Below are 24,021 nucleotides of genomic sequence, written 5' to 3' on the forward strand. Positions count from 1 at the left end.
GACCTTCTGCTCGGGTCAACCTGCAGCTGTCATTGGGGCTGGCGCCTCAGGAACCGGCAGATAGTCTTCGGCATTGAAGTTGGTAGCCTGGATCTGGACGAGTTTCCGGTTGCCCTGCTCACCGTTCATGCGCCAGTGTCCGATACGCACATTGTCGACGAAAGCCACGTCGCCTTTTTGCCAGACCATCAGAAGCGCCTTTTTGAAGATGGCGGCAAAAAGTTCGGTCTGCTCCTCTTCGGTCCACTCTATAGCCGTACCTTCTCTATCGCAGAGCTCCCACGTCAGGCTCATGTTCTCGGCGGTAGAGTCCTTCTTGATCTCTCCGCGCCCTTTGAACACATCCAGTGCGGCCCTGTGTACCTGGCCGTTCGTATTGCGCGCGAATGCCCAGGGCTGTACGCAGGCTTTGCCGGTCTCAGGCACAGCACACACCAGCGGGCAGGGCGCCAGCGCCAGATCAGCACGACCATCGGGGCGGTCAACCACCTGCAGGGGGCTGCCACGCAACAGACGCCGGTCCAGCCAGGTCAGCTTACGGGAAGAAAGATAGTAAAAGCGGTTCCAGGCACCGTCGTACTTGGCCCGCACCGTTTCCGGAAGGCTTTTATAGACTTCATGCAGATCCGCCATGCCTGTCTCAGCCAGATAGGGTGAGGGCTCAAAACAGCAAAGCGCAATGTAACGTGAGCGCTCCGACCGCACCGCACCTTCCGTATGGGGGCCCTGGATGGCCGACTCCACCGGCCCGAGCCGAACGGTATTCTTATCCAGGTAGCGACGGTAATCGCCACCACCGACCAACCCTTCGCTGTACTTACGCAACCAGCTGGTCAGAAATCCGGGCATTTTTTTGAGATTGAAGGCGTTCCAGGGCTCAAGCCCCATGCCTTGCTCCACCAGGCCATGAAAGGCTTGGTGCGTGCTGCTTTCGAAACCGCGAAAGAGGATGACGCCTCTTTCGGCAATTTTCTGCCTGAAGAAGTCTTTGTTCTCCCGGAGAATACCCTTCAGCGTCTCGAGATCGTTCCTGCCCTTGGGGGTGTAAGTGGTAACGAATGCGTGGGTGTCCTCGGCATGAAGCTGATCAAGGCTGAAGTTCTGCGGTGACATTGTCCTTTTCTTTTTGTTGTTCTGCGGTCGAGTGCTGCGGCTCGCCCGAATCGAGTACGTTGTTCAGAAGCTCTTCGTAACGTCCAGCCAGCCGGGCGACGTAGGCCGGGTCGGTTAGCGGAGCCGAGTAGCTAAACGTCAGCTGGAGCATGCCATTGAAGAAATTGCTTTCCAGGCAGACGATAGGTTTGTTCATGAAATGAACGCTTGGCACCGGCCTGATACGAAGCACTTCAAGATCGCCGTACTGGGGCTGGACCATCATCCGGCCGATATTCGTGAAGTGCAGGCTGGTTTTGCTGTAGCGGGCGGAAGCCGCCATCAGATCCTGACCGCGCTTTTTGAACTTCAGGATCAGCCCTTTCGTGATGATGCCTAGTGCAATGTTCTCCGCTGTGAACTTGGCCTTCGCGTCCTGATTCACCTGGCTGGCCAGCGTCCGGATAGTGGTGTCGGGCGCGAGCGTAAAGCGCGACTCGAAACCGCTGGCGTAATACGCCACTTCCTTACTGAAATCGCCTTTCAACTTCGGCCTGACGTTGATGGCGGAGCTCATCGCGAGGGTTGTAGGGCCGCGTACCGACATGGCATCCCGCGAAGCCAACAACAGCATGGCGCCCAGAATGCCATGGAGGCTTTGGCGCTGGGCCTTGGCTGCTTTGAGTAACAGTTCGCTGCGGCGGCGATCAATATCGAGAAACACAAAGCGGGTACCGGGCTTTGCGCCGGGCTTGATGTTCGGATTCAACGGCGCCGCGGCGACGGCCGTCTTCTTTTTGAAGAGGTTCAGCAAGACGCCCGGCAGGGCACGGGCGAACGCCCGGGAGAGGCTGGGGCCGTCAAGATGATCTTCATAACAACGTGGCGGCGGCATTCTTTCGAGCACATCTCGATCAGCCGCGTAACACCGAAGGATGGCGTCGACCAGCAACTGCAGGGAAGCCCCGTCGGTGAGCGCATGATTAAACGTGAGGACAAAGTCGGACCGGTCGGATCCCTGGAGCAGCCTTGCGCGCCAGAGCAGAGGCTCAGAGGGATGAATCCCCCGGGTGGTTTCTTCTTCGGCAATAGTCTTCCAGTGGTTATCGGCTATCCGCGCCTCGACGCTCAGCGGCACCAGACAACGCCCGGAGAAAACAAGCGTGGGTACGCCGTGCCCAAGTTCAACATGGGCACGCAGTATGGGAAACGCCTTGGTTGCGTTAAGCAGGGCTCGATCCAGCCGATGCGGATCAACCTCGCCCCCGAGAGAGACGATAAAAATTGCGTTGCTAGAGGACGCTTCGCTGAGGCGCAGCCAGAGTTGCTCGCCTTTTCCGAGCGGACGCGAAGTGGAACCGGAAATTGCTTCTATCGCAACCATCGATATACGGCCTGTGCTGATGCGTGGCAGTACCCGTAGCTGAGCCGGGGTATCGATGAGGCCGGCCCCTCCCGCTTTTCTTTAAGGGTGCTGATTGATCAGCTTGCGATTTAATTAACCGAAAGTCACTTTAACGCGCCATCTATTCCGGCAATTGTGGACTGGTTTGCAGCCCAGCCGTGCGTCAAAACTCAAAAATATTGGCGCCTATCGAACCGGCAGCAGACTGGCAGGAAGGTCAGCACGACCGACAGGAAGGTCTGCAGTGTCGGCAGGAATGGCTGCCATTGAGCTGCCAGCCAGGCCAGGCAAGACAGCTGTAAAAGGTGAGAGCCGTAATTCAGCCAAAACGCCTGGCACTCCAGCGCCGGCGCCTCGCTATTCAGCAGCCGTTGAAGCGATCCGACCAGCTCAGTGCCTGGCCCAGGCTCAAGGGGCGGCTGAAGTGGTAGCCCTGGGCAAGATCGCAACCAAAGCCGGCAAGCTCTTCCGCAACCGCCTGTGACTCGACCCCTTCGCCGACCACGCGCCTGTTGAAGCCCTTCGCAAGGTTGACTATGTTCCGGACGATCATGCTGTCGTCCGCGTCCGTCAGTATTTCCCGGACAAAACTCTTGTCGATCTTTATTTCATCGACCGGCAGCCGCCTGAAGTAGCTCAATGACGAAAAGCCCGTCCCGAAGTCGTCAAGGGACAGGTTAACGCCCAGGCGTTTGCAGCCTTCGAGAATGTTGATCGACAGATCGATATCTTCCAGAGCCATGGACTCCAGCACCTCAATAAAGAGTCTGGAACGCAGGCCGGCCGGAAGCAGGGCCAGTCTGGATTCAAGTTTGGGCAGAAAGCCCTCGTTGAGGATGTGCTGGGCACTGATATTAATGCTCAGCGAATAATCTTCGTTCAACCTGGCGAATCGCTCAATGGTGCGCACCCCCTCGGCGATAACATATTCGCCCAGCATGATTTCCTGTTCAGTGCCGGCCAGAGCCGGCAGGAACTGGTCCGGCGTCAGCAGACCATTATCCGGGTGATGCCAGCGAATCAGTGCCTCGAACCCGACGACCCGCTGTCGGCAGAGATCCACTTTAGGCTGGTAAAAAAGCTCCAGCTCATCTTTAGCAAGCGCCCGCCTGAAGTCATCGGCGATCCTGTGGCGCTTACGCCTTAGCTGATGCTCGCCGACATCAAAGAAACAGAGCCGGTTCTTGCCGAGTTCCTTGGCGGTGTACATGGCCTGGTCTGCATGGCGCAGCAGTACGTCCCGCTCTGCGTTATCTTCCGGATAGACGGTAATACCCATGCTACCGGAGACCTGGATATGCTGGCCGCAGTAGCTCACCGGCGTCCGGATCGCCTCGAGAATCCGCTGGTACACGCCCGGGTCGCTGACATCCTGTAGTACCGCCACAAATTCATCGCCGCTCAGACGGGCCACCACATCGCCTGCCCCGAGAACGTCGGAGAGCCGAAGGGCGATGGCCTTGAGTACTGCGTCCCCGGTTTCATGACCAAACTGGTCATTGATCTCCTTGAACCCATCCAGGTCGATAAAGCAGACTGAGAGCAGACAGGGTTTCCGATCCGCCTGAGCCCGGAGCTCATCGAAACGCTTGATAAAAAGCCGCCGGTTAGGCAGGCCGGTGAGCATGTCAAAGCTCGCAACCCGTTCCGTCTGCTGATGCTGCTGAAGCCGCTCCGCATAGAGACGTTTCCTTTCAATCAGGGTGCCCACGGTGCGGGTCAGAGGTTCCAGCTCCTCGGCGAACTGAGTGGAGAAGCCGTTGGGCCGGTTGGCCAGCCCGATCAGCCCCACCAGATGGGCGCCTGAGAAAACCGGGATGCCTATATAGGTTCTGATGGGTGGGTGCCCGAGCGGCGTCCCGCCCCGGCGTGGATCGGTACGCACGTCCTCAGAAATAATGACTTCGCGTTTCAGGACCGCAGCACCAATCAGCGTATCCAGACGATCGAACACCATTCCCCGACGATCCACCTCCTCATAGAGCTTTGCGGTTTCCCTGTTCCAGGAAATGTTGGTGATCGCGCGGACCTTTACATAAGGTTCGGCCACCTCATTTTCCAGAACCTCACCAATAAAGCCGAACGCGCTTTCTGTCAGGGTCAGCAGATCGTCCAGAAGTGCCTCAAAGGCAGCGTGGTCATCGTCGGTACTGAGAAAAATGGTTTGGGCATTGCTTATCGACCGGGTGAGAAGCCGGGATTCCACGGTTCTTGTGTCCAGCCGACTATGGTTACCGGCTTCCAGTTCATCCTCGACCAGACTGGCAAAAGTATGCAGGACTTCAAGATCGTGATTGCTAAAGCGCCGTGTTTTAGTGTCGATCAGGCAGAGGGTGCCGACCTTGAGCCCGACCGGGTCACGGATGGGTATGCCAGCACAGAAGCGGATATCAGGCTGGCTGCTGAGCAGGGAACTGCTTCTGAAGAGCGAATGCAGCCGCGTATCGGGAATAGTCACCGGCTCGCCTTGCTGGAATACCAGATTAGCCAGGCACGAGACCTGTTCAATCTCGTCTGGTTTGAGTCCCTGGCCGGCCTTTACCTTCTGGCCGCCGCCGGACGCCAACGAAACGAAAGCCGTTTTGACGTGAAAGTACAGGCATGCAAGACGGATGAGCTGGCTGAACTGATTCTCAGTCCCTGCCCCAAAACTCTCACTCCGACTGGCTGCTTTTGTTGTTGTTTTTGGAAGCTCCGTTCTCATGGTCTGACCTCGACGAAAACGTAGTACTCGAACATCTCATGTCTTAATGCGTAGCACCAGTATGTTGGCAGTAAGACACCACGTGATTCCAAACCGCTTGCACCAACAGCCGGGCCTTCGTCCCGCTTGCGCCGTCGGTGTTCAGAAGCTGGCTCTGTGATTACCTCCGCTATTGTCCTTCGGAACCCGTTTTATAAGGTACTGAATAAGTCGCCTTGCAACGATCATAACCAAACGCGGTATCTTACTGTGTTACCGAAACCTCAGCTTTAAAAGCCCATAGGTTAAGAAACGTCGGGTCCTGAGTTCGCGCCAAGTGCCTTAGGGAAGCGGCGCTGCCGGCCTAAAGTTCACGGCAAGCCTCACAGCACCGAAACGGGGCAATGGACCTCTTCCGGCATGAGACGGGCCTTCGCCCGGGATATCGAAGGCCCCGCTTTTGGCAGGCCGGATTGGCAAAGCCCGTCCGCAAAACTGTCGAAGTTGTCATTACGGTTTTTCAACCTCAGCTCTGCCTTGGGCTGTAACGCCCCGCCGGCTGCCCGAAAATCCAGAGTGCGAGGCGAAAGTGCGAGGCGAAAAAGAAGCTCGCCTGACGGCAAGCGCGCCGCGCATGCCCTGGCTGAGAGAGTACAATCGTTGCCAGCTCGTTCAACTTTTCAGCATCCGCCCACGGGTGTTCATCCGCGCAGGGGAGTCGGCAGATAGCATGCAGTTCGTCAGAGAATGGTTCCGCCAGCATTTCAATGATCCCCAGGTCGTCAGTCTGGTGGTTGTGCTGTTGGTGGGACTGGGCATTTTCCTGTTTTTCAGCAACATGCTCGCGCCAGTGGTCGCCTCCGTCGTGCTGGCGTATTTACTGGAGGGTCTGGTTCAGAAGATGGAACGCTGGCGTGTCCCCCGCCTTGCCGCAGTTCTGCTGGTCTTTTCGTTTTTTTTCGCCGGGTTACTGTTGGTGTTTTTCCTGCTGCTGCCGCTTCTGGTTGCACAGGTATCGCAGTTCCTCAATGAGCTACCGCGCATTCTCAGTACCAGTCAGTCGTTATTGCTGCAGCTGCCCGAGAAGTATCCGCAGCTGTTCTCACAGCAGCAGGTCACCGAACTCATCATCACCCTGCGCCGGGAAGCTCTGGATTTCAGCCAGCGTCTGCTGACCTCGTTCTCGGTACAGTACGTGGTGGTCATCATCACCATGCTGGTCTATCTGCTACTGCTACCGTTTCTGGTGTTCTTCTTTCTCAAGGACAAGGCCCGACTCATCCGATGGTGCGCCCAGTACCTGCCGCGCAACCGAGTGCTGCTCCAGCAGATCTGGACGGACGTGGACATGCAGATCGGCAATTACATTAGGGGCAAGTTCCTGGAGATCCTGATCGTCTGGGTGGTCAGTTACCTGACCTTTCTGTTCCTGGGCCTGGCCTATGCCATGCTTTTGTCCCTGCTGGTCGGCCTCTCGGTGATCATTCCGTACATCGGCGCGGCTGTGGTGACGGTGCCTATCGGGCTGATTGCCTACTTCCAGTTCGGTTTCGGGGATCAGTTCCTTTGGATCATGGCGGCGTATGCGCTGATTCAGGCGTTAGACGGTAATGTGCTGGTCCCGGTGATGTTCTCCGAGGTGGTCAACCTGCACCCGGTAGCCATCATTGTGGCGATACTGATATTCGGGGGATTCTGGGGCTTCTGGGGCGTTTTTTTCGCGATACCGCTGGCGACCTTCATTCAGGCCATTCTCAAGGCGCTGCCTTCAAATGACACTGATCTCGCGCCACATCCGCAGGCGCCAGCTGATGACTAGTTCGTTCCACGCCCGGAACGTTAGCTATGCCCTTGCGCCGATTCATAAATGGTGGTCTGCTTCGTTCCGCATGAAACATAATTAAGGAGCACAACAGATGGCACCCGCACGGATTCTGGGCAATTTTGCTCTCGCGCTTCTGTTCATGATACCTACGGCCTCTATCGCCGAGGGTACCCATGAGGAAGACCCAACCAGCGGTGCAAAAGGCACCTGGGAGGAAGTCGCCCATAAAGAAGGGATAAAAGTCTGGCGTCTGGACATCCCTGGCGAGACTCTGCCGGGCTTTCGGGGAGAAGGCACAATAGCCGCGCCAGCGGCGGCGGTGCTGCGGGAAATCCAGCGTGTCGAACACCACACCGAGTGGATGGACCGTTGCGCGGAGGCGCGGCGCATCGAGACGATTGACCAGAATACACATATCGTCTACAACCGGACCGATTCGCCCTGGCCCGCCTGGGATCGGGATGTCGTCGTCAAGACGACCGTCAGCCGCGCTAACGACGGCAAGGAACTGAAGCTCTCGTTTCAGAACACGGACGCAGGCTATGTTCCTCCGCAGGATGGGGTCGTTAGGATGCCCCGCCTCGAGGGCGCTTACACCATGACCCAGGTCGGGCCCAACGAGACCCATGTCAGCTACCAGGTTGAAGTGGACATTGGCGGCGTTATTCCGGGTTGGATCGCCTCGATGATTGCCCGGGATCTCCCGGTCAAAACCCTGTCCGCGCTGCGCGAACGGGTTGAGAGCATGGCCACTGAACAGCAGCCAGAGCAAGCCTCGGCGCTCTGAGCGTCTTTACGCCGGGCATGATGCGCCTGCGTGCAGGTGGGCGCGCCAGCTGTCGGTCTTCACCGCTGCCCTGCCTGCCTCCCTGCTGCTGCGCCTGGTTAACCGAATAGCGCGTACACGTCCGGCAAACGCTGATTTATGTCCGGCCATCAGGGCCGGAGCGCCGGACGGCTTCCAGGGGCCCGTCGCCGTCAACCTGCCGTCCTTTCTGGTAGCGAGCACCGTCTCGCTTCAGACCCAGGTAAAGGCCCATGCACATCAGCAGGATAACGATCGCGAAAGCCAATCCAGCAATAGTCGCGACCGACTGTAACGCGACAAGACCGCCTGCCACCAGCAGCACGGCTGCGATCGTGCCCTCCAGCAGAGCCGAGAACACGCGCGTGGGCGTAGGCGGGTTGGTGTCCCCACCAGAGGACAGGATATCGATCACCAGCGAGCCAGAATCCGACGAAGTCACGAAGAAAATACAAACGACCATGATCAGCAACGACATACTGATCAGGCTGAGCCAATGGGGCACGTCAAAGTTCTCAAGGAAAACAAAGAACCCCATGACGACATCTTCCTGCACCACCGAAACCAGATTACTGTCCCCATAGAGTTCACTAAAGAGCGCCGAACCGCCCATCGAGGTCAGCCAGATCATGGACACGGCCGTCGGTACCAGCAGTACGCCGAGCAGGTATTCCCGCAGCGTACGCCCGAGTGAGACACGAGCGATGAACATGCCCACAAAGGGTGACCAGGATATCCACCAGGCGAAGTAGAACAGGGTCCACTGGTTCTGCCAGTCCGGCGAACCTGGCGGTTTGAATGCCTCAAGATAAGTCCCGCGGCTGGGAATCTGCTGCAAGTAGGCGCCGATGCTCTCGACCAGGGCGTGGAACAGGAACTGGGCCGGGCCAAAAAACACCACATAGACTACGAGCGCACCCCCCAGCAGCATTGCCAGTTTCGACAGCAGTTGAATGCCTTTGGCAAGGCCGGTGACCACTGAGGCGGTGGCGGCAGCGGTAATACCAGCGATCAGACCAAGCTGCACGCCAGTGTTATTCGGCAGGCCGAAAACCTGCTCCAGGCCTGTATTGATCTGCTTCACCCCCAGACCCAGCGAGACCGCCACGCCGGTGAGCGTTCCCACCACCGCGATAATGTCGATCAGGTTACCCCATGGCCCTTCCAATCGATCGCCCAGCAAGGGCTGGAAAGCGGAACGGACCGTCAGGGGCAGCCCGCGGTTATAGCAGAAAAACCCCAGCGACAGTCCAACCAGGGCGTACATGGACCAGCCGTGAAACCCCCAGTGAAAATAGCTGTGCACCAGAGCGTCGCGAGCGGCCTGCTCGGTTTCCGGCTCGCCAAACGGCGGGTCTCCAAAAAATGAGACTGGCTCGGCGACGCCGTAGAACAGGAGCCCTACGCCGGTGCCCGCGGCAAAAAGAATGGAGTACCAGCCCCAGTTCGAAAACTCGGGCCGGACATTATCGCCGCCAAGTCGCACGTCGCCGTAGCGGCTGAAGATCAGGTATACGGCAAAACCGAGGAACACATTCATGGCGACCAGGTAAAACCAGCCGAGGTTGTTGGCGATGGCCTCCTGGAGCGATTTGGCGGAGTCACCCAGGTACTGGGGCGCAAGGACACCGCTAAGCGCCAGGGTGAAAATGAGGAAGGCGGCAGGAATGAAAACCGGACGGTGGATCGCAATCCCGAAAAGCTTTTTTGCCGGGTTGCCATACCGTTTCTTACGCGACGCAGCCATATGCAGACCCTCAATCCTTCCGTGGACTTATCCTCCGGCGCTGCCGGAAGAGATCGGTAAACCCAAAGCATAGGCTGGCCACATCGAAGGAACATCAGTCGTCGCTCTGCGCCGGTCAGCGCAGGCAAGCGCTCATTCAGGAGCCTGCTTCAGGCCGACTATAGGCACAGCAGCTTTCGCCAGGCAAGACATCCATTGCACAGCGATTCCGGCAGGGTATGCGGCTGTGGGAAAGGTCGTCCGCGTTAACAGGGCTTAACTGGACCGAAGGTAAGGGCGTGTTAGCGTAAAGATGTCGGCGATAACTGCCGCAAGACGAAAAGATCTCATTCACAAGGATGCGAGGTAGATATGAAAGACTCCAAAACAGACAAGTCGGAAGGCATGATCGACAAGGTAACGGGCAAGGTAAAAGAAACCCTGGGCAAGGCAACAGATGACCCCGAAACCGAAGCCGAGGGTAAGAACCAACACACCAAAGGCAGTGCAAAGCAGACTAAAGGCAATGTTAAAGACACGCTAAAGTCTGCCAAGGAATGATGTGACTGCCTGACAGGCTTGCTGCCGTGGGCCCCGTCTCACCCCGCGGTAGCAATTTTTTTCTTACGCTTCTCCTTGTTATTGAGCTCTTTCTGAACCGCCCCAAATCTCTCTGAGCGCTTTAAGCACTTCCCGGCGCATGCATGAGCTCCCGCGCACAGATCGGGTCGAAAGCGCTTGAGCGCTGGCTAAAGATAACGAAGCCGGCGTTGCACTATCGGGTCTTCTAGTCGCCCGGCGCGAGGCGCCAAATGCCGCCATTACTCTCATCTGTAAGCAGATAGACCGACCCGTCAGGTGCTTGCTCCACGTCACGGATACGGGCGCCGAGTGCAATGCGCTCCTCCTCAGTGGCCTTGTCGCCACTAATCGAGACCCGTATCACAGCCTGACTGGCCAGCCCACCGATCAGTGCGTCGCCCTGCCATTTCGGGAACTTGTCCGCCGTGTAGAACATCATGCCTGAAGGCGCTATCACGGGCGTCCATTGCTTGGCTGCATCGGCAAATTCCGGATGTGTAGGGGGATCGGGAATCTCGCGACCGTCGTAATGGTCGCCCCAGCTGACCGTAGGCCAGCCATAGTTATGGCCCGCTTGGGTTTTATTCAGCTCATCGCCGCCTTTGGGGCCCATTTCCGCCACCCAGAGTTCGTCGCTTTCAGGATGGATCGCGGCGCCTTCGATGTTGCGATGGCCATAGGACCAGATCGCGTCCCTGGCGTCGCTTTTGTCCAGAAACGGATTGTCCGCGGGTATCGTCCCGTCCCGGTTCAGTCTGACGACGGTGCCGAGATGGTTGGACAGATCCTGGGCCGGATCGAATTTGAAGCGGTCGCCCAGGGTTAGAAAAAGCGTGCCATCAGGGGCGAAAACGATACGTCCGCCATAGTGATTGGTACCGGAAACCTTCGGCTCCTGGCGAAAGATGACTTCGAAGTTTCTGATTCTGCCATCAACCAGCTCGCCGCGTCCGAGCGCGGTGCCAGAGCCACTCTCGTCGCCTTCTGCGAAGGATAGGTAAACCAGCTGGTTTTCCTCAAACGCCGGGTCGAGCGCGACATCGAGCATACCACCCTGGCCCCTGGCCAGTACCTCCGGCGTGCCCTCGAGCGGGTCGGAGAGTTGGTTCCTGCTGTCCAGGACACGCAGGGTGCCCGCACGCTCGGTAACCAACAGGCGACCGTCGGGAAGGAAGGCCATGCCCCAGGGGTGCTCAAGCCCGCCCGCCAGCTCTTCGACACTGACGGGGCCAGCTTCCGTCTGGACCTTCTCCTGTGCCAGCACAGCGCCACCGGCAACGGCTAACGCCAAGCCAATAACAATGCGAGTCGGGCTCATGGTGTGCTCCTTCCAATCAGTTTCAGTAGTACGCCCTCAAGCTTTGAACACCCGGGGCAACGGTACTGTCAGTTTCAGGCTGTCTTTAAGATGTACGGGCGCCGCCGGGCCAGTCCCAGCCTTCACGCTCAAGGGCCTGCTTCAACCCTCGCCGATGCCGGGCCAGTGAAACGAGTTCAGCCGCATAGGTGTCCTCAGCCACCACCTCGAGACCTGTCCCGCTGAGTCTCTGTATGTCCGGTAGCGGTGGTGTTTCTGTGCGGCCGTCCTCGTCGCCGACCGTCCGGCTCAGATAATGCTGAATTGCACTGCGGACGTTGTTCACAACTACCGGGTCTGGCCGTTGTGATGCCCCGACTCCATACGAAAGCAGGCTCAGGGCTTCGTCAAGCACGGCTATCTGTAGAATGAGCGATCCACCCCGTTCCCGCGTCTGAAAGTTATCCAGTATGGGATAGGCCAGTCGCTGTTCGGTCAGTTGTAGCAATTCGCTACTGAGGTCCGACAAAATCGATTCCAGAGCGTTGAAATTCCTACCATTCCAGGAGGCCCGGACCAATCCAACAGGATCTGGACCCAGGCTCGAAACCGAATAGGCAAAATGACGTTTCTGTACCGCGCCACTGACAAGCGGCACTGCGTAGGTGATTGCCAGAGTGGCTAGCAGAAGCCCATTGAACGCTGCAACAGGGGTCAGTATTCTCGCCGCGGCGCCGGACGGGACAAGATCGCCAATGCCCAAGGTAGAGAGCGTGAATCCGACAAAATAGACCTTTCCGATGGAATCAACGGGGAGCTTGCTCTGGGAATTGACCACGGCGCCCGGAAGCGCATCGAAAACGAGGTACCAGCCCAGCCAGAGACCGAGGAGCCAGGTCAGCGTTATTGACGCGATTGCTGCTGCGCCTGAAATTGCGAGCGGCGACCGCCTGCCGGTTGTGCTGGCCAGCCAGAGCATCAGCCCATGCTGGGCTTTCGCCAGATGGCGGGTCAAGACACCGCCGCCCTGGGTGGTAAGCGTGCTCCGGATAGCATCGACCATGATGATTGCAATCAGGAAGGCTCCAAACACAAGCTGGGCATTAAACACGCTTTCCTCCCATTAACTCTGTCCCTGCCATAAAACTCAGTCCCTGCCATAAATAGATCCCGGGAAAACAACTCTGGCTGAGTCGACGGGCCGGGCACAGTTACGGACTCTCCATGTCACGGGGACCACATCCTGTTCAGATGCAAGGCGTCGGCTACCGCTTCGATGTAACCCAGGACGCAAAATTGCTGATCGAATTGACCAGCGCTACCTCTGGGACAGACTTAGTCCCTTAACATGGGTAAGATTTGACCAGATTGCTCTCAATCGAAAGGTAGTAAAACAACAAAAATACGAGGACTGGAACAATGCGGATATCAAAAGGACAAGCTTCGGGCCGCGCGCTCACACGTGCTGTCGCTATAACGGCAGCGCTTCTGCTGTTCGCCGGCAGCGCCAGTGCGACCTGGTGGAAGAAAGATCCCCAGCCCGACCCGACGCCTGTACCCGCGGGGCCCTCCCAACCGGTCATTTTTGTCGGCAATAACTGGGAAGGCATGATCGATGTCATCGATCCGGTCACTTACGAGCGCCTGGGCCGTATCGACGGCGTTCCCGACAAGCGGAAACGCCTGCGGGAAATTTACCTGAACCCGTTGCGGCTGATCATGTTCCAGGCCATCCGCCAACTGATCGGCGAAGGCAATGACCAGTGGGTGGACGACATGTACAGCTCACTGGACGGCCGCCTTCTGATTGTGTCTCGCCCCAGCCTTGCCGATGTGGTCGCCATTGAGATCGAAACCGGCGAGATCGCCTGGCGCTTTGAAGTGGACGGCTACCGCTCCGATCATATGGCCCTGTCGCCCGACGGTACCGAAGTAGCTGTTTCTGCCTCTACCGGCAATGTCGTCCACATTCTCGACGTAGAAACCGGCCAGGAGCGTGGCAAGTTCCCCAGTGGCGACTCACCCCATGAGAACATCTATTCCAGCGACGGCTCCAAGATTTACCATGCCAGCATCGGCCGGGTGTTCGTCCCCCTCGACCGCGGCCAGTCCCCTTACCTCAAGGGCGAACGCGTCGTTAAGGTGGTCGATGCTTACACCCTTGAAGAGATCAAGAGTTTCGACATGGGCCAGAAGCTTGCCGAAGCCGGCTATGAGGGCATGAGCCCGGCAGTCCGGCCCATGGCTCACTCGCCAGACGAACGCTTCTTCTACGCCCAGGTTTCTTTCTTTCATGGCTTTGTCGAGTACGACATGCAGGAAGACCGGGTAACACGGGTGGCGGAACTGCCGAACCTGATACCGGACGTACCGGTCGAGCGCTACGTCAATGATTCTGCGCACCATGGCATCGCCATGAATGGCGCCGGTGACACCCTCTGTGTCGCGGGTACCATGGACGACTACGTAGCCATCGTCGACCGCGCGTCATTCGAGTATAAGTTGCTGACGGATCTCGGTGAAAAACCCTACTGGGTAACCACCGACAGCACAGGCGAGCACTGCTATATCTCCTGGAGCGAAACAGATCAGATGTCGGTGATTTCTTACGCTACCGGCGAAGAAGTTGCCCGGGTGGATGTAGGTGACCACCCGCAGCGCATCCGTGAGGGCAGCGTTCCGGTCGCTTGGACGGAAGCCCAGTAGGCTGCATCTTCATCTCAGTGCCAACCGCCTCTAGTGGACGGTGGTTGGCACTCCTTCTGGCAGAGTGCAAAACTCTATTGCTGCAATAAGCCCCTGTCTGTTTCTGCCCTAAGCGCCTAAAGCCACTATCTGTTACTGCAATAAGCCCTAAAAGTCGCGCCTCGCACTGGGCGAGTCATGCGGGACACTGTCCGGTACGACTGCTACCCTATCGCCCTTCCTATTGCCCTACACAACAGTGCCGATAGTTGCTGTTATTTCGCCGGAGTATTCATGAACGCCGTTGTTGTCGCGGTCAGCCTGATGCTGATCCTGAGCTTGAGCCGTATGCATGTGGTTATTGCTATCATCCTCGGGGCCATGGCCGGCGGCCTGGTCGGCGGTCTGTCCCTTGATGACACTATCGCTGCCTTCAATAATGGCCTGGGTGCCGGCGCCACTGTGGCACTGTCCTATGCCACCCTGGGCGCGTTCGCCGTCGCTATCGGTAAGTCCGGTCTGGCCCATACCCTGGCTGACAGGGCTCTGGCAATGGTGGGGCACGAGCAGGCGTCCGCGGGCAGTCATACCCGCCTCAAGTATACAATGCTCGCTGCGCTGCTTCTGATTGCCATCTCCTCCCAGAACATCTTGCCCATCCATATCGCGTTCATCCCGCTGGTTGTGCCGCCGTTACTCTATGTTATGGCCCGGTTGCGGCTGGACCGTCGGCTGGTCGCCTGCGTACTGACCTTCGGCCTGATCACGCCTTATATGCTGCTACCGGTGGGTTTCGGGGGCATCTATCTCAATCAGATTCTGCTGGCGCAAACGGCTGATAACGGGCTGGCGACAGAGGGGCTGAGTGTTATGCGGGCGATGGCACTGCCGGCGCTGGGCATGCTTATCGGACTTCTGGTCGCGGTATTCCTCAGTTATCGCGGCAGTCGGGACTACGACGAAAAGGCCATCGTGGACAAGGACGCGGGCCGTGCTGTCTACAGCCCGCGGACGCTGATCGTTGCGATCTTTGCAGTGGGGCTGGCCTTTGCCGTGCAACTCTGGCTCGGATCCATGGTGCTCGGCGCATTGGCCGGTTTCCTGGTGTTCACGCTCTCCGGCGTCGTCAGGTGGCACGAGGCGGACGATCTCTTTACCGAGGGCATGAAGATGCTGGCGATGATCGGCTTTATCATGATTGCCGCTTCGGGGTTTGCCGAAGTCATGCGCGAGACCGGCCATATCCCATCGCTGGTGGAAAGCTCGGTGGATATGATAGGCGCCAGCAAAGGCCTGGCTGCGCTTTTGATGCTGTTGGTCGGGTTGTTGATTACCCTTGGCATTGGCTCATCTTTCTCCACCATTCCGATCATCGCCGCACTCTACGTCCCGCTGGCGCTGCAGTTGGGCTTCACCCCGCTGGCAGTGCTGGCGCTGGTCGGTACCGCGGGCGCGCTGGGTGACGCGGGCTCGCCGGCCTCTGATTCCACACTCGGCCCCACAGCGGGGCTCAATGCCGACGGCCAGCACAACCACATCTGGGACACCGTGGTGCCGACCTTTCTACACTATAACCTGCCGCTGCTGGGTTTTGGCTGGGTCGCGGCAATGGTGCTTTAGGCAAGGCTTGTGACCCATCGATCAGGTCGCGCCCTTGGCTGAGATAGCCCTTAGGGTATAGATTAGGACGGAACGGGCTTGCCAGAAACGGCTTGTCTCTCAACAGGGTAGCCACTTCTCAAGGGACTGAGCATGATCATACTCGCACTGCTATTCATTCTGATCGGCCTGGCACTGGTGGTCGGCGGCGTCTGGCTGATCACGCTGGGCGGGAGCTGGTACTACGCCATTGCTGGTCTTGCGCTGGTCGTCACGGGCGTCTTTACGCGAACCCGGCGGGCGTCTGCCCAGCTTCTTTATGCGCTGTTTCTGCTGGTGACAGCGATCTGGGCGTTTTGGGAAGCCGGGTTCGACTGGTGGCCGCTGGCGGCCCGCCTGGGCATATTCCTTCTGCTCGCGATTCCGCTGCTGATCCCGCCACGCGACAGCACGCGCAGCGGTACCGTGGCGCTTGCGGTGGTCTGGGTCGGCGTGGGCCTCTTTACGGTTGCCAGCCTGACGCACGACGCCAACCGGATCGAGGGCCAGCTACCGGACGAGGTGGTGATTTCCGACCCCCGACTGGGAGACACCCCCGAAGAGGACTGGACCAGCTACGGTCGCAGCAACCTCGGCCAGCGTTACTCCCCACTGGACCAGATCACACCGGATAACGTCGATAATCTCACGCTGGCCTGGGAATACCAGACCGGGGATGTGAAAGGGCCCGACGATGTGGTCGAGACCACCTACGAGGTCACGCCGCTCAAGGCCGGCAATACGCTCTACCTCTGCACGCCCCATAACTGGCTGGTCGCGCTGGACGCGGACAGCGGCGAGGAACGCTGGGTCTACGATGCAAAAGTACCGCCCGAAAGCCAGCGCCAGCACCAGACCTGCCGCGGCGTATCCCTGCTGCCACCTGCGGACGGTGTGGCCAGCCTTGAACCTGCCGTTACCGCCGATGGGCCGGCGGAAGACCTCGCCAGCGTCAGCTGCGATGCCCAGCTGTTCCTGCCCACCTCGGATGCGCGACTGCTGGCGCTGGATCCTGCAACGGGCGCCCGTTGCAGCAACTTCGCCGAAGATGGCGTGCTCGATCTTATGCACAACATGCCGTACAAACAGGACGGCTACTACTATTCTACCTCCCCGCCCATCGTCGCCAACGGCATGGTCGTTGTGGCCGGTTCGGTCAACGACAACTACGACATCAACTCACCGTCCGGGGTCATCCGTGCCTATGACGCGCGCACGGGCGAACTCCAGTGGAACTGGGACCCGGCCAACCCCCAGCAGACCGACCCCATCGCGGAGGATGAAACCTACGCTGCCAGCTCGCCCAACAGCTGGGCCATCGCCAGCGCCGATGAAGAGCTGGGGCTGGTGTATTTCCCCATGGGCAACCGCACCCCGGACCAGCTCGGCATGTACCGCACCCCGGCCGAGGAGCGCTATGCGTCATCGGTGGTGGCTCTGAGCCTGGAGACGGGCGAGCCTGCCTGGGTGCAGCAGTTTGTTCACCACGACCTCTGGGATATGGACACGCCAGCGCAACCCAGCCTGCTCGATATCGAGACGGCTGATGGCCTGCAGCCCGGGCTGGTTGTACCGACCAAGCAAGGGGACGTGTACGTCCTCAACCGGGAGACCGGCGAGCCTATCTTGCCTGTTACCGAGCAGCCGGCTCCCCAGGGCACCATTGAGGCCGACTACGCGGCCCCGACCCAGCCAACGTCGGCGCTCTCGTTCAAACCCGAGGATCTGCAAGAATCCGACATGTGGGGCGCCAGTCCTATCGACCAGATGATCTGTCGCATTAAGTTCAAATCACTGCGCTACGAAGGCCGCTACACGCCACCTTCGGTACAGGGCACGTTGGTCTACCCCGGCAACTTCGGGGTCTTTAACTGGGGCGGTATCGCCGTAGACCCCGAGCGTCAGGTGATGTTCGGCATGCCACTATACATGGCGTTTATCTCCAAACTCGTGCCCAAGGAAGAGGTATCTGCGGAAGGCGAAACCAATCAGGGCGAACAGGGGCTGAACGAGAATGCCGGCGCACCGTATGGGATCGAGATGATGCCCTTTATGTCGCCGCTTAACGTGCCATGTCAGCAACCGCCGTGGGGCTACGTGGCCGGGGCCGACCTGCGCACCGGCGAGATCATGTGGAAACACAAGAACGGCACCGTCCAGGATATGTCCCCGGTTCCGGTTCCTCTGAAAATGGGCGTACCGGGCATTGGCGGACCGGTGATCACCGCGGGCGGCGTCGTCTTCCTCGCTGCGACCGTCGACAACTACCTTCGCGCCTATAATCTCACCGACGGTGAGCAGCTGTGGGAAACACGACTGCCGGCGGGTGGGCAGGCAACGCCCATGACCTATCTCAACAGTAAAGGCGAGCAGATGGTGGTGCTGGTAGCGGGTGGCCACGGGTCCATTGGCACGACGATAGGAGACTACGTGCTGGCGTACAAGCTGGACACGGAGTGAGACTGTTGCTGCAATGGTTTCAGGTCGACTGACTGGCAAGCACTACCAGCGGCGAGAGGAAGCTGGCGCGGCAGTCAGGACGGCATGAACAGAAAACGTACGGCCATCAGAGCCTGATAGAGCTCTCGGCCGTACGCTTCAACAGGCGCTAGCTTTACGCTTGGCGGCGGCGGGCAAAGCCCAGCCCTACCAGGCCAAGACCCAACAGCGCGAGGCTGCCCGGCTCAGGTACCGATACGCCCGGCTCCTGAGGTTCGATCTGATCGCCCGTGCCGAACCGCAGGTTGTCGATGGCGAAGCCGAACGGCTCGTTGCCAACAAGGCTGAACTGTAACCCGGCAATGGTGTTGACGTTGCCTTCGGTAACCAGGCCGAGGAACTCGATGCCCAGGTCTTCATTCGTTACAGAGCCGATGAGGTTGCCGCTACGGTCAAAAGCGGTGATGGCCGTGCCGCCGATATCGTCGAAAAAGCCGCCCTCAAGGCCGACACCGGCCAGGTCCGTATCGAAAAGAATCGAAATGACGCCGGCAAAGGTCGGCGTTCCCGAAAGTACCGGACTGGTGGGGTTGGCACCGTCTTCAGTGGTAAAGGTCGCGGGGGACGTCGGGTCAAGCGCGAGGGGACCCGTCGGGGTGCCGGTGACACAGCCGGTCAGGGCAGCGCCGGGAGGGCAGTCTGCAGGGTCACCCAAGGCCTGGCCCTGGAAGAAACCACCAAAATGTACGGTTGGCGATGCTGCGCCGCCCCCGTAATCAGCGGGATTGTAGGTTGGGTTATTTGTACCCAGCGCAACCTCACTGAAGGTTATCAGGCCCGAACCCGCAAGGAAGGCGCTCTCGTCGATCTTAACGATGGCAGCGTCAGCCGCGGCAGCGAACAGGAAGCCAGCGGCGCCCACCGCGACGACATTACGCTTAAAAATAGTCATAATCGTAAAATCCTTTTATAGGTTATCAGGAGCCCATCTGGACATCCCACGGTTTTTGAAAAGCAAACCGCATGCCGGAACATTAAGTTGCTGAAACTATTGGTTAACCTTTTTCGAACAATTGTGCACTGTTAATTTTATCGACGGTTTTGCGCGCCAGTTCACAGATTCGGATGCCTGCGGCGAGAGCTACAGCCCCTGAATAACCGGGCCTCTGTAACTGGGTAACAGGCGGTACTCTTCCCCGCTATGACATGAGGGAGCCACGACATGGATACCATCACCTGGGACGATTTCGCCCGTGTCGATCTGCGGGTCGGCCGCGTGGTCTCTGCCGAGCGCTTCAGCCAGGCCAGAAAGCCCGCTTATATCCTGCGTGTAGACTTTGGCCCTGAGGTAGGCGTCAAAAAGTCCAGCGCCCAGATTACAGCGCTTTATGAGCCAGAGAACCTGGTCGGCAAGCTGGTACTTGCTGTCGTCAATTTTTCGCCCAAGCAGATCGGCCCCATCATGTCTGAATGTCTGGTCACAGGCTTTTACAATGACAGGGGCGATATTGCCCTTTGTGTTCCCGATCAGGACGTGCCGTTGGGTAGCAGGCTGCTATGAACGCGAACGCTGCCGGGTTAGTCGCCAGCGCACGCTGCCCCTGTCACAGCGGCTTGCCCTACGGAGACTGCTGTGGCCCTTTACATGCGGGTGATGCCGCCCCGGACTGTGAGCATCTCATGCGGTCCCGCTATGCCGCTTATGTGCTGCAACGACCTGAATATCTCCTGCGCACGTGGCACTTCTCTACGCGGCCAGAGCGCCTCGACCTCGACGATTCGCCAGCCTGGACCTCACTGCAGGTATTCTCATCAAATCAGAAAGCTGATCGGGGTCGGGTCCATTTTCGCGCCATTTACCGGGGCCACACCGACTGGCAGTTCCTGGAGGAAATCTCTGACTTTTGTCTCGAAAACGACCGCTGGTTCTACCTGAGTGGCATACCGTCGAGTGGCAGCCTCAAACCAGGCAGGAATGAACCCTGCCCCTGCGGGAGTAAGCGCAAGTTCAAGGCCTGCTGCCTCTGAGGTAGCCGGCAGGGCTCGCGCCCTACCGATCAGTCAGTGGCGGCACCTTTGCCAGCCAGAGGAAATCGTGCCAGTACGTCATACTGAGACCCCCCATGCCCCGGCGTGCTGGAGAATAGGCACAGTTCGTCGATCGTGAACCCTGGTGAACGCAGGTCTGCGTTCCGGTCGAGAAAGGGCTGGCAGGGCCCCGCATTAGTCCTGAATCGGGCGAGGGTGATGTGCGGTCGGAATGGCGCTTGGGCTTGATCCAGATGTATAGCCTGCAGGCGACCGGCAACAAGGTCATGTAATTGCTGGAGAGGGAGTCGCGGCTTTACCCCGGCCCAGAGCGCGCGCGGTTGCTGGGCACGCCCAAAACAGCCGACACCTGCAAGCTCGATCTCGAAAGCCGGGTGATCCAGATCCTGCAGCTGGTCGCAGACGGCTGCCGTTCGTTGATTGTCAGCCTTGCCAATAAAACAGACTGTCAGATGCAATTGTCGCGCACTCTGCCAACGCGCCCCCGTGACACCGCCTTGCAGCTGCAGCAGTTTCTGTCTGATTGACATGGGCAACTCCAGCCCAACAAATAGCCGTAGCATCGCCGTTCCTTAGCGCAGTCATGACTGGGTGGGTAAAGGGTTAATCGACGGGCAGCACCTCACGAGGCGCACCATCAGCGGGAAAACGCGGTTGCTAGCCGCCGTTCCGCCGGGAAAAATACTGACACTATTTCATACACATATCAAACTTTGTTGTGCATGGCGGGTAGAATGAAACTAGCGCCTGCAGCCAATAAAAAGGCCCGGCATAGCGGTCGGGTCAGCCCTGAAAGCCGAGAGTCAGTTGCAAAAGGACAAACACGTGGCAACAAAAGAAGAAATTGTGAATTTTTTAGCCTCTGAATTTCCCCAAGCCAAAATCGTCATCCAACAGGTCGGCGGGCGGGGCGCAACAGTCAAGTATCTGGTTGGGGAGGCCGATCTGCGACCCGGGGGAACCGTATCGGGGCCCGTGCTCATGTCGGTAGCAGATGTTGCGCTGTACGTGGCCGTGCTCGGCGAAATCGGGCTCGTGCCGCTGGCGGTAACTACCAGTCTGAATATCAACTTTCTTCGCAAGCCGGCAGCGCACCAGAACATCCTCGGCGAATGCAAACTCATCAAGGTCGGCAGGTCACTTGCGATTGGGGAGGTTTCGATCTACTCCGAGGGAGATCCGGAGCCGGTGGCACATGCGGTGGGCACTTACTCTATCCCGCGCTCCCGGCCCGGGCAGGTTTGAGCAACTGGTCACGGGACCGGGATGAAGATTCCCGGTCCTCGCCAGAATGACAGCTAGGCTCTCTTGCCGACGATCACTCGATAGATCGCGAGCAGAATCAATGCACCGATTATCGATCCGATGATCCCCGTCGCCCCACCTTCGGATACACCCAGGGCCTGGCCGACAAAGCCACCGACAAACGAGCCGGCGATACCCAGCAATATAGTCACGATGATCCCGCCGGGATCCTTCCCGGGCATGATCAACTTGGCCACAGCACCGGCAATCAGACCTATGATAATCATCCATATGATGTTCATACCAAACTCCTTCTCTAAGTGAATCCTTCCATTGCAGCCTACGATGCTGAAGCCCTGCTGTAAAACGGGATCGCACCAGGGCATTACAGCGTGTCCAGACAGGCATGTAGAGACGCCATACAAAAGGTGACAGGCTTGTAACACTAACTATACTTATGTCTGATTCACATTCATCCAGCCCGCCTGTGCCGAGCCTTTTCACATGCCCCGATCGCTCCTGTACTGTCTGCTGCTTTTTTTGTTCCTGCTACCGGCAAGTGGACTCTCCGCGGCCGTGACGATTGATGGGGATACGGAGTTTCTCTCCTTAGGCAAGTACATAGACTATGTCGAGGACCGCGATGGCTCGATGACGCTGGCTGCTGTGCGCGCAAAGTCCGCCGCCAGCTGGACTGACTCAGCCACTAACACCCCGAGTTTCGGTTACACCAACTCCGCTTACTGGCTGCGATTCGAGCTGGACAAGACCGACCCCGGTGAAATGCGGTTCCTGCTGGAAATTGCCTACCCTGTGCTGGATTCGATTGAGGTTTTTGTCCTGCGCGAAGGCGAGCTGACGGAACACTATCGGCTCGGGGACAGCCAGCCTTTCAGTTCCCGCGTTATCGACCACCCCAATTTTCTCGTTCCCATTCCGATAGGCACCAACACAGAGCTCCAGGTTTACCTGCGGGTTCAGAGCAGTTCCTCCGTGCAGATCCCGGTTAACCTCTGGCGGGCGGACAGGCTCGTGGAGCACAACTACGCTGCTGCAACCGGAAATGCACTGTTCTATGGCGCCATGCTGATTATGGCCATCTATAACTTACTGATTTTTATAACCGTCCGGGATATCAGCTACTTTTACTATGTGATGTATGTGTTGTCCATGGCCCTGCTTATGGCAGGGATCCAGGGGCTGTCCTTCCAGTTCCTGTGGCCTGAAGCAGTCGGCTGGAACGATGTCAGCATGGTGGTTGCGCTGAGCGGCATGGTGTTCTTTCCCTGTTTCTTCACCCGCAGCTTCCTGGCGATTCCGAGAACCCGCCCCCTGTTGTCCAAATGCTTGTTCGGTCTAGGATTACTCGCAGTGGCCACCATGGTGTCGGGCTTCTTCCTGCCCTACCGCACGGCGATGGTGGCGACGATGCTGCTCTCAATCGTTACCATCCTTGCCAACTATACATCGGGGATTCTACGTTGGCTGGACGGCTATCACGCAGCTCGCTACTACAACTTTGCCTGGACGTTCATGCTTACCGGTGGGCTGATCCTGGCATTCAACAAGCTGGGGATGATTCCGCGTAACTGGTTTACCGAGCATGCTGCACAGCTGGGCGCCGGCACCGAAATCATGCTGCTCTCTTTCGCCCTGGCAAACCGGATGACCCACGACCGCCGGCTGCGCGAGCAGGCCCAGAAAGAATCAGCCGACGCCCAGCAGCAGCTTCTGGCCAACCAGATCAGGGCCAACCAGGACCTGGATCGCATCGTTCGACAGCGGACGGAAGAGCTGGAGCGATCCAACGCAAAATTGCAGGAAATGAGTTCGACCGATGGGCTGACCGGCCTGCAGAATCGGCGCTTCTTTGACGAGCTCCTTCAGAACGAGTACCGGCGCGCCTATCGGGACAAAACGCCGATAGCGCTTGTAATGATCGATCTGGACCACTTCAAGAGCTTCAATGATACCCACGGGCATCAGTTCGGCGACCTCTGTCTGATCAAGGTGGGCAAGATGATCAAGGACAATATCCGCCGCCCGCCGGATACCGCGGCTCGGTATGGCGGCGAGGAATTCGTGATTTTGCTTCCTAACACCGATACTGCCGGCGCCCTGTGCGTGGCCCGTAACATGCTCGATATTCTGGCAGCTACCACGATTTCAGACGGTACGATCTGCCAGCAGGTCACCGCGAGTATAGGCATCGCCAGCCACATCCCTGATGACTGCACCACCCCCCATGGCCTGCTGAAAGAAGCGGATATAAACCTCTATGCAGCCAAAGCCAATGGCCGCAACCGCGTCGAGTGGCAGTCCCCAGCCACGCCTGACCTGGCTGATACCGCACCTTGATCCAGGGTTGACTGGCGCCACCTCAGCGCACCCCTAAAGCTTCCGCTTTCCCGGTTGTTACCATGCTACAGCTCGCCCTCGTTACAGTGCTCCGGCGAACGCCCGGCAGAAGCTGAGCGCATGGGAGTCTGGCTGCAGAACGCCTGTATAGGCGGAGATGACCAAGGAGGGGCGCGCGGCGACCCGCAACGC

At 58.5% G+C, this 24,021-nt stretch carries 19 protein-coding genes; 10 read left to right on the top strand and 9 right to left on the bottom strand.

Features of this window, described 5'->3' with window-relative positions:
* Positions 1-15: 15 nt before the first annotated feature.
* The 3 genes from soil367_RS17835 to soil367_RS17845 all read right to left on the bottom strand — a co-directional run bounded on the left by soil367_RS17835 (position 16) and on the right by soil367_RS17845 (position 5,201).
* Entirely contained in the window at positions 16-1,113 is a 1,098-nt protein-coding gene (locus tag soil367_RS17835) for a TauD/TfdA family dioxygenase (protein ID WP_136550369.1), read from the bottom strand.
* Positions 1,088-2,476, bottom strand: a complete 1,389-nt coding sequence (locus soil367_RS17840) for a condensation domain-containing protein (RefSeq protein WP_136550370.1) — start codon at positions 2,474-2,476, stop codon at positions 1,088-1,090. The genes soil367_RS17835 and soil367_RS17840 overlap by 26 nt, the downstream gene beginning before the upstream one ends.
* 382 nt (positions 2,477-2,858) lie before the next feature.
* On the bottom strand, positions 2,859-5,201 hold the full coding sequence (locus tag soil367_RS17845) for a sensor domain-containing phosphodiesterase (protein WP_136550371.1): 2,343 nt from the start codon (positions 5,199-5,201) through the stop codon (positions 2,859-2,861).
* 709 nt (positions 5,202-5,910) lie between these two features.
* Here soil367_RS17845 and soil367_RS17850 point away from each other — a divergent pair.
* Both soil367_RS17850 and soil367_RS17855 read left to right on the top strand, forming a co-directional pair.
* On the top strand, positions 5,911-6,999 hold the full coding sequence (locus soil367_RS17850) for an AI-2E family transporter (protein ID WP_136550372.1): 1,089 nt from the start codon (positions 5,911-5,913) through the stop codon (positions 6,997-6,999).
* A 97-nt stretch (positions 7,000-7,096) separates the two neighbouring features.
* Entirely contained in the window at positions 7,097-7,792 is a 696-nt protein-coding gene (locus tag soil367_RS17855) for an START domain-containing protein (RefSeq protein WP_136550373.1), read from the top strand.
* 136 nt (positions 7,793-7,928) lie between these two features.
* On the opposite strand, the gene soil367_RS17860 is transcribed toward soil367_RS17855, so the two are convergent.
* Positions 7,929-9,557, bottom strand: coding sequence for a BCCT family transporter (locus soil367_RS17860; protein WP_136550374.1), 1,629 nt, complete (start codon positions 9,555-9,557; stop codon positions 7,929-7,931).
* Positions 9,558-9,908: 351 nt separating this feature from the next.
* On the opposite strand from soil367_RS17860, the gene soil367_RS17865 reads away from it, so the two are divergent.
* Positions 9,909-10,097: a CsbD family protein gene (locus soil367_RS17865; protein ID WP_136550375.1), complete on the top strand. Its 189-nt coding sequence runs from the start codon at positions 9,909-9,911 to the stop codon at positions 10,095-10,097.
* A gap of 226 nt (positions 10,098-10,323) precedes the next feature.
* On the opposite strand, the gene soil367_RS17870 is transcribed toward soil367_RS17865, so the two are convergent.
* Positions 10,324-11,436, bottom strand: coding sequence for a PQQ-dependent sugar dehydrogenase (locus soil367_RS17870; protein WP_136550376.1), 1,113 nt, complete (start codon positions 11,434-11,436; stop codon positions 10,324-10,326).
* Positions 11,437-11,521: 85 nt separating this feature from the next.
* Entirely contained in the window at positions 11,522-12,526 is a 1,005-nt protein-coding gene (locus soil367_RS17875) for a potassium channel family protein (protein ID WP_136550377.1), read from the bottom strand.
* A 308-nt stretch (positions 12,527-12,834) separates the two neighbouring features.
* Between soil367_RS17875 and soil367_RS17880 the strand changes: the two genes are divergently transcribed.
* The 3 genes from soil367_RS17880 (at position 12,835) to soil367_RS17890 (ending at position 18,198) form a co-directional block, all read left to right on the top strand.
* The gene (locus tag soil367_RS17880) at positions 12,835-14,121 is read left to right on the top strand and encodes a YncE family protein (RefSeq protein WP_136550378.1); all 1,287 of its coding nucleotides are present in this window, start codon (positions 12,835-12,837) and stop codon (positions 14,119-14,121) included.
* A 273-nt stretch (positions 14,122-14,394) separates the two neighbouring features.
* The gene (locus tag soil367_RS17885; protein ID WP_136550379.1) at positions 14,395-15,720 is read left to right on the top strand and encodes a Na+/H+ antiporter family protein; all 1,326 of its coding nucleotides are present in this window, start codon (positions 14,395-14,397) and stop codon (positions 15,718-15,720) included.
* Between the two features lie 132 nt (positions 15,721-15,852).
* Positions 15,853-18,198: a glucose/quinate/shikimate family membrane-bound PQQ-dependent dehydrogenase gene (locus soil367_RS17890; protein WP_136550380.1), complete on the top strand. Its 2,346-nt coding sequence runs from the start codon at positions 15,853-15,855 to the stop codon at positions 18,196-18,198.
* Between the two features lie 154 nt (positions 18,199-18,352).
* Here soil367_RS17890 and soil367_RS17895 read toward each other — a convergent pair whose 3' ends face one another.
* Positions 18,353-19,129, bottom strand: a complete 777-nt coding sequence (locus soil367_RS17895; protein ID WP_136550381.1) for a PEP-CTERM sorting domain-containing protein — start codon at positions 19,127-19,129, stop codon at positions 18,353-18,355.
* Positions 19,130-19,399: 270 nt separating this feature from the next.
* On the opposite strand from soil367_RS17895, the gene soil367_RS17900 reads away from it, so the two are divergent.
* Complete coding sequence (locus soil367_RS17900) at positions 19,400-19,738, top strand: tRNA-binding protein (RefSeq protein ID WP_136550382.1); 339 nt, start codon at positions 19,400-19,402, stop codon at positions 19,736-19,738.
* Entirely contained in the window at positions 19,735-20,205 is a 471-nt protein-coding gene (locus soil367_RS17905) for a YchJ family protein (protein WP_136550383.1), read from the top strand. Before soil367_RS17900 ends, soil367_RS17905 begins: the two co-directional genes overlap by 4 nt.
* A gap of 29 nt (positions 20,206-20,234) precedes the next feature.
* Here the strand turns inward: soil367_RS17905 and thpR are convergent, their stop codons facing one another.
* The gene (thpR, locus tag soil367_RS17910; protein WP_136550384.1) at positions 20,235-20,789 is read right to left on the bottom strand and encodes an RNA 2',3'-cyclic phosphodiesterase; all 555 of its coding nucleotides are present in this window, start codon (positions 20,787-20,789) and stop codon (positions 20,235-20,237) included.
* Between the two features lie 262 nt (positions 20,790-21,051).
* Here thpR and soil367_RS17915 point away from each other — a divergent pair, with 262 nt between their 5' ends.
* The gene (locus soil367_RS17915) at positions 21,052-21,471 is read left to right on the top strand and encodes a PaaI family thioesterase (protein WP_136550385.1); all 420 of its coding nucleotides are present in this window, start codon (positions 21,052-21,054) and stop codon (positions 21,469-21,471) included.
* Positions 21,472-21,524: 53 nt separating this feature from the next.
* Here soil367_RS17915 and soil367_RS17920 read toward each other — a convergent pair whose 3' ends face one another.
* Positions 21,525-21,773, bottom strand: coding sequence for a GlsB/YeaQ/YmgE family stress response membrane protein (locus tag soil367_RS17920; RefSeq protein ID WP_136550386.1), 249 nt, complete (start codon positions 21,771-21,773; stop codon positions 21,525-21,527).
* A 202-nt stretch (positions 21,774-21,975) separates the two neighbouring features.
* On the opposite strand from soil367_RS17920, the gene soil367_RS17925 reads away from it, so the two are divergent.
* Positions 21,976-23,829, top strand: coding sequence for a sensor domain-containing diguanylate cyclase (locus soil367_RS17925; protein ID WP_136550387.1), 1,854 nt, complete (start codon positions 21,976-21,978; stop codon positions 23,827-23,829).
* Positions 23,830-24,021 lie beyond the last annotated feature (192 nt).

The organism is Hydrocarboniclastica marina (assembly GCF_004851605.1).
Lineage (GTDB): Bacteria > Pseudomonadota > Gammaproteobacteria > Pseudomonadales > Oleiphilaceae > Hydrocarboniclastica > Hydrocarboniclastica marina.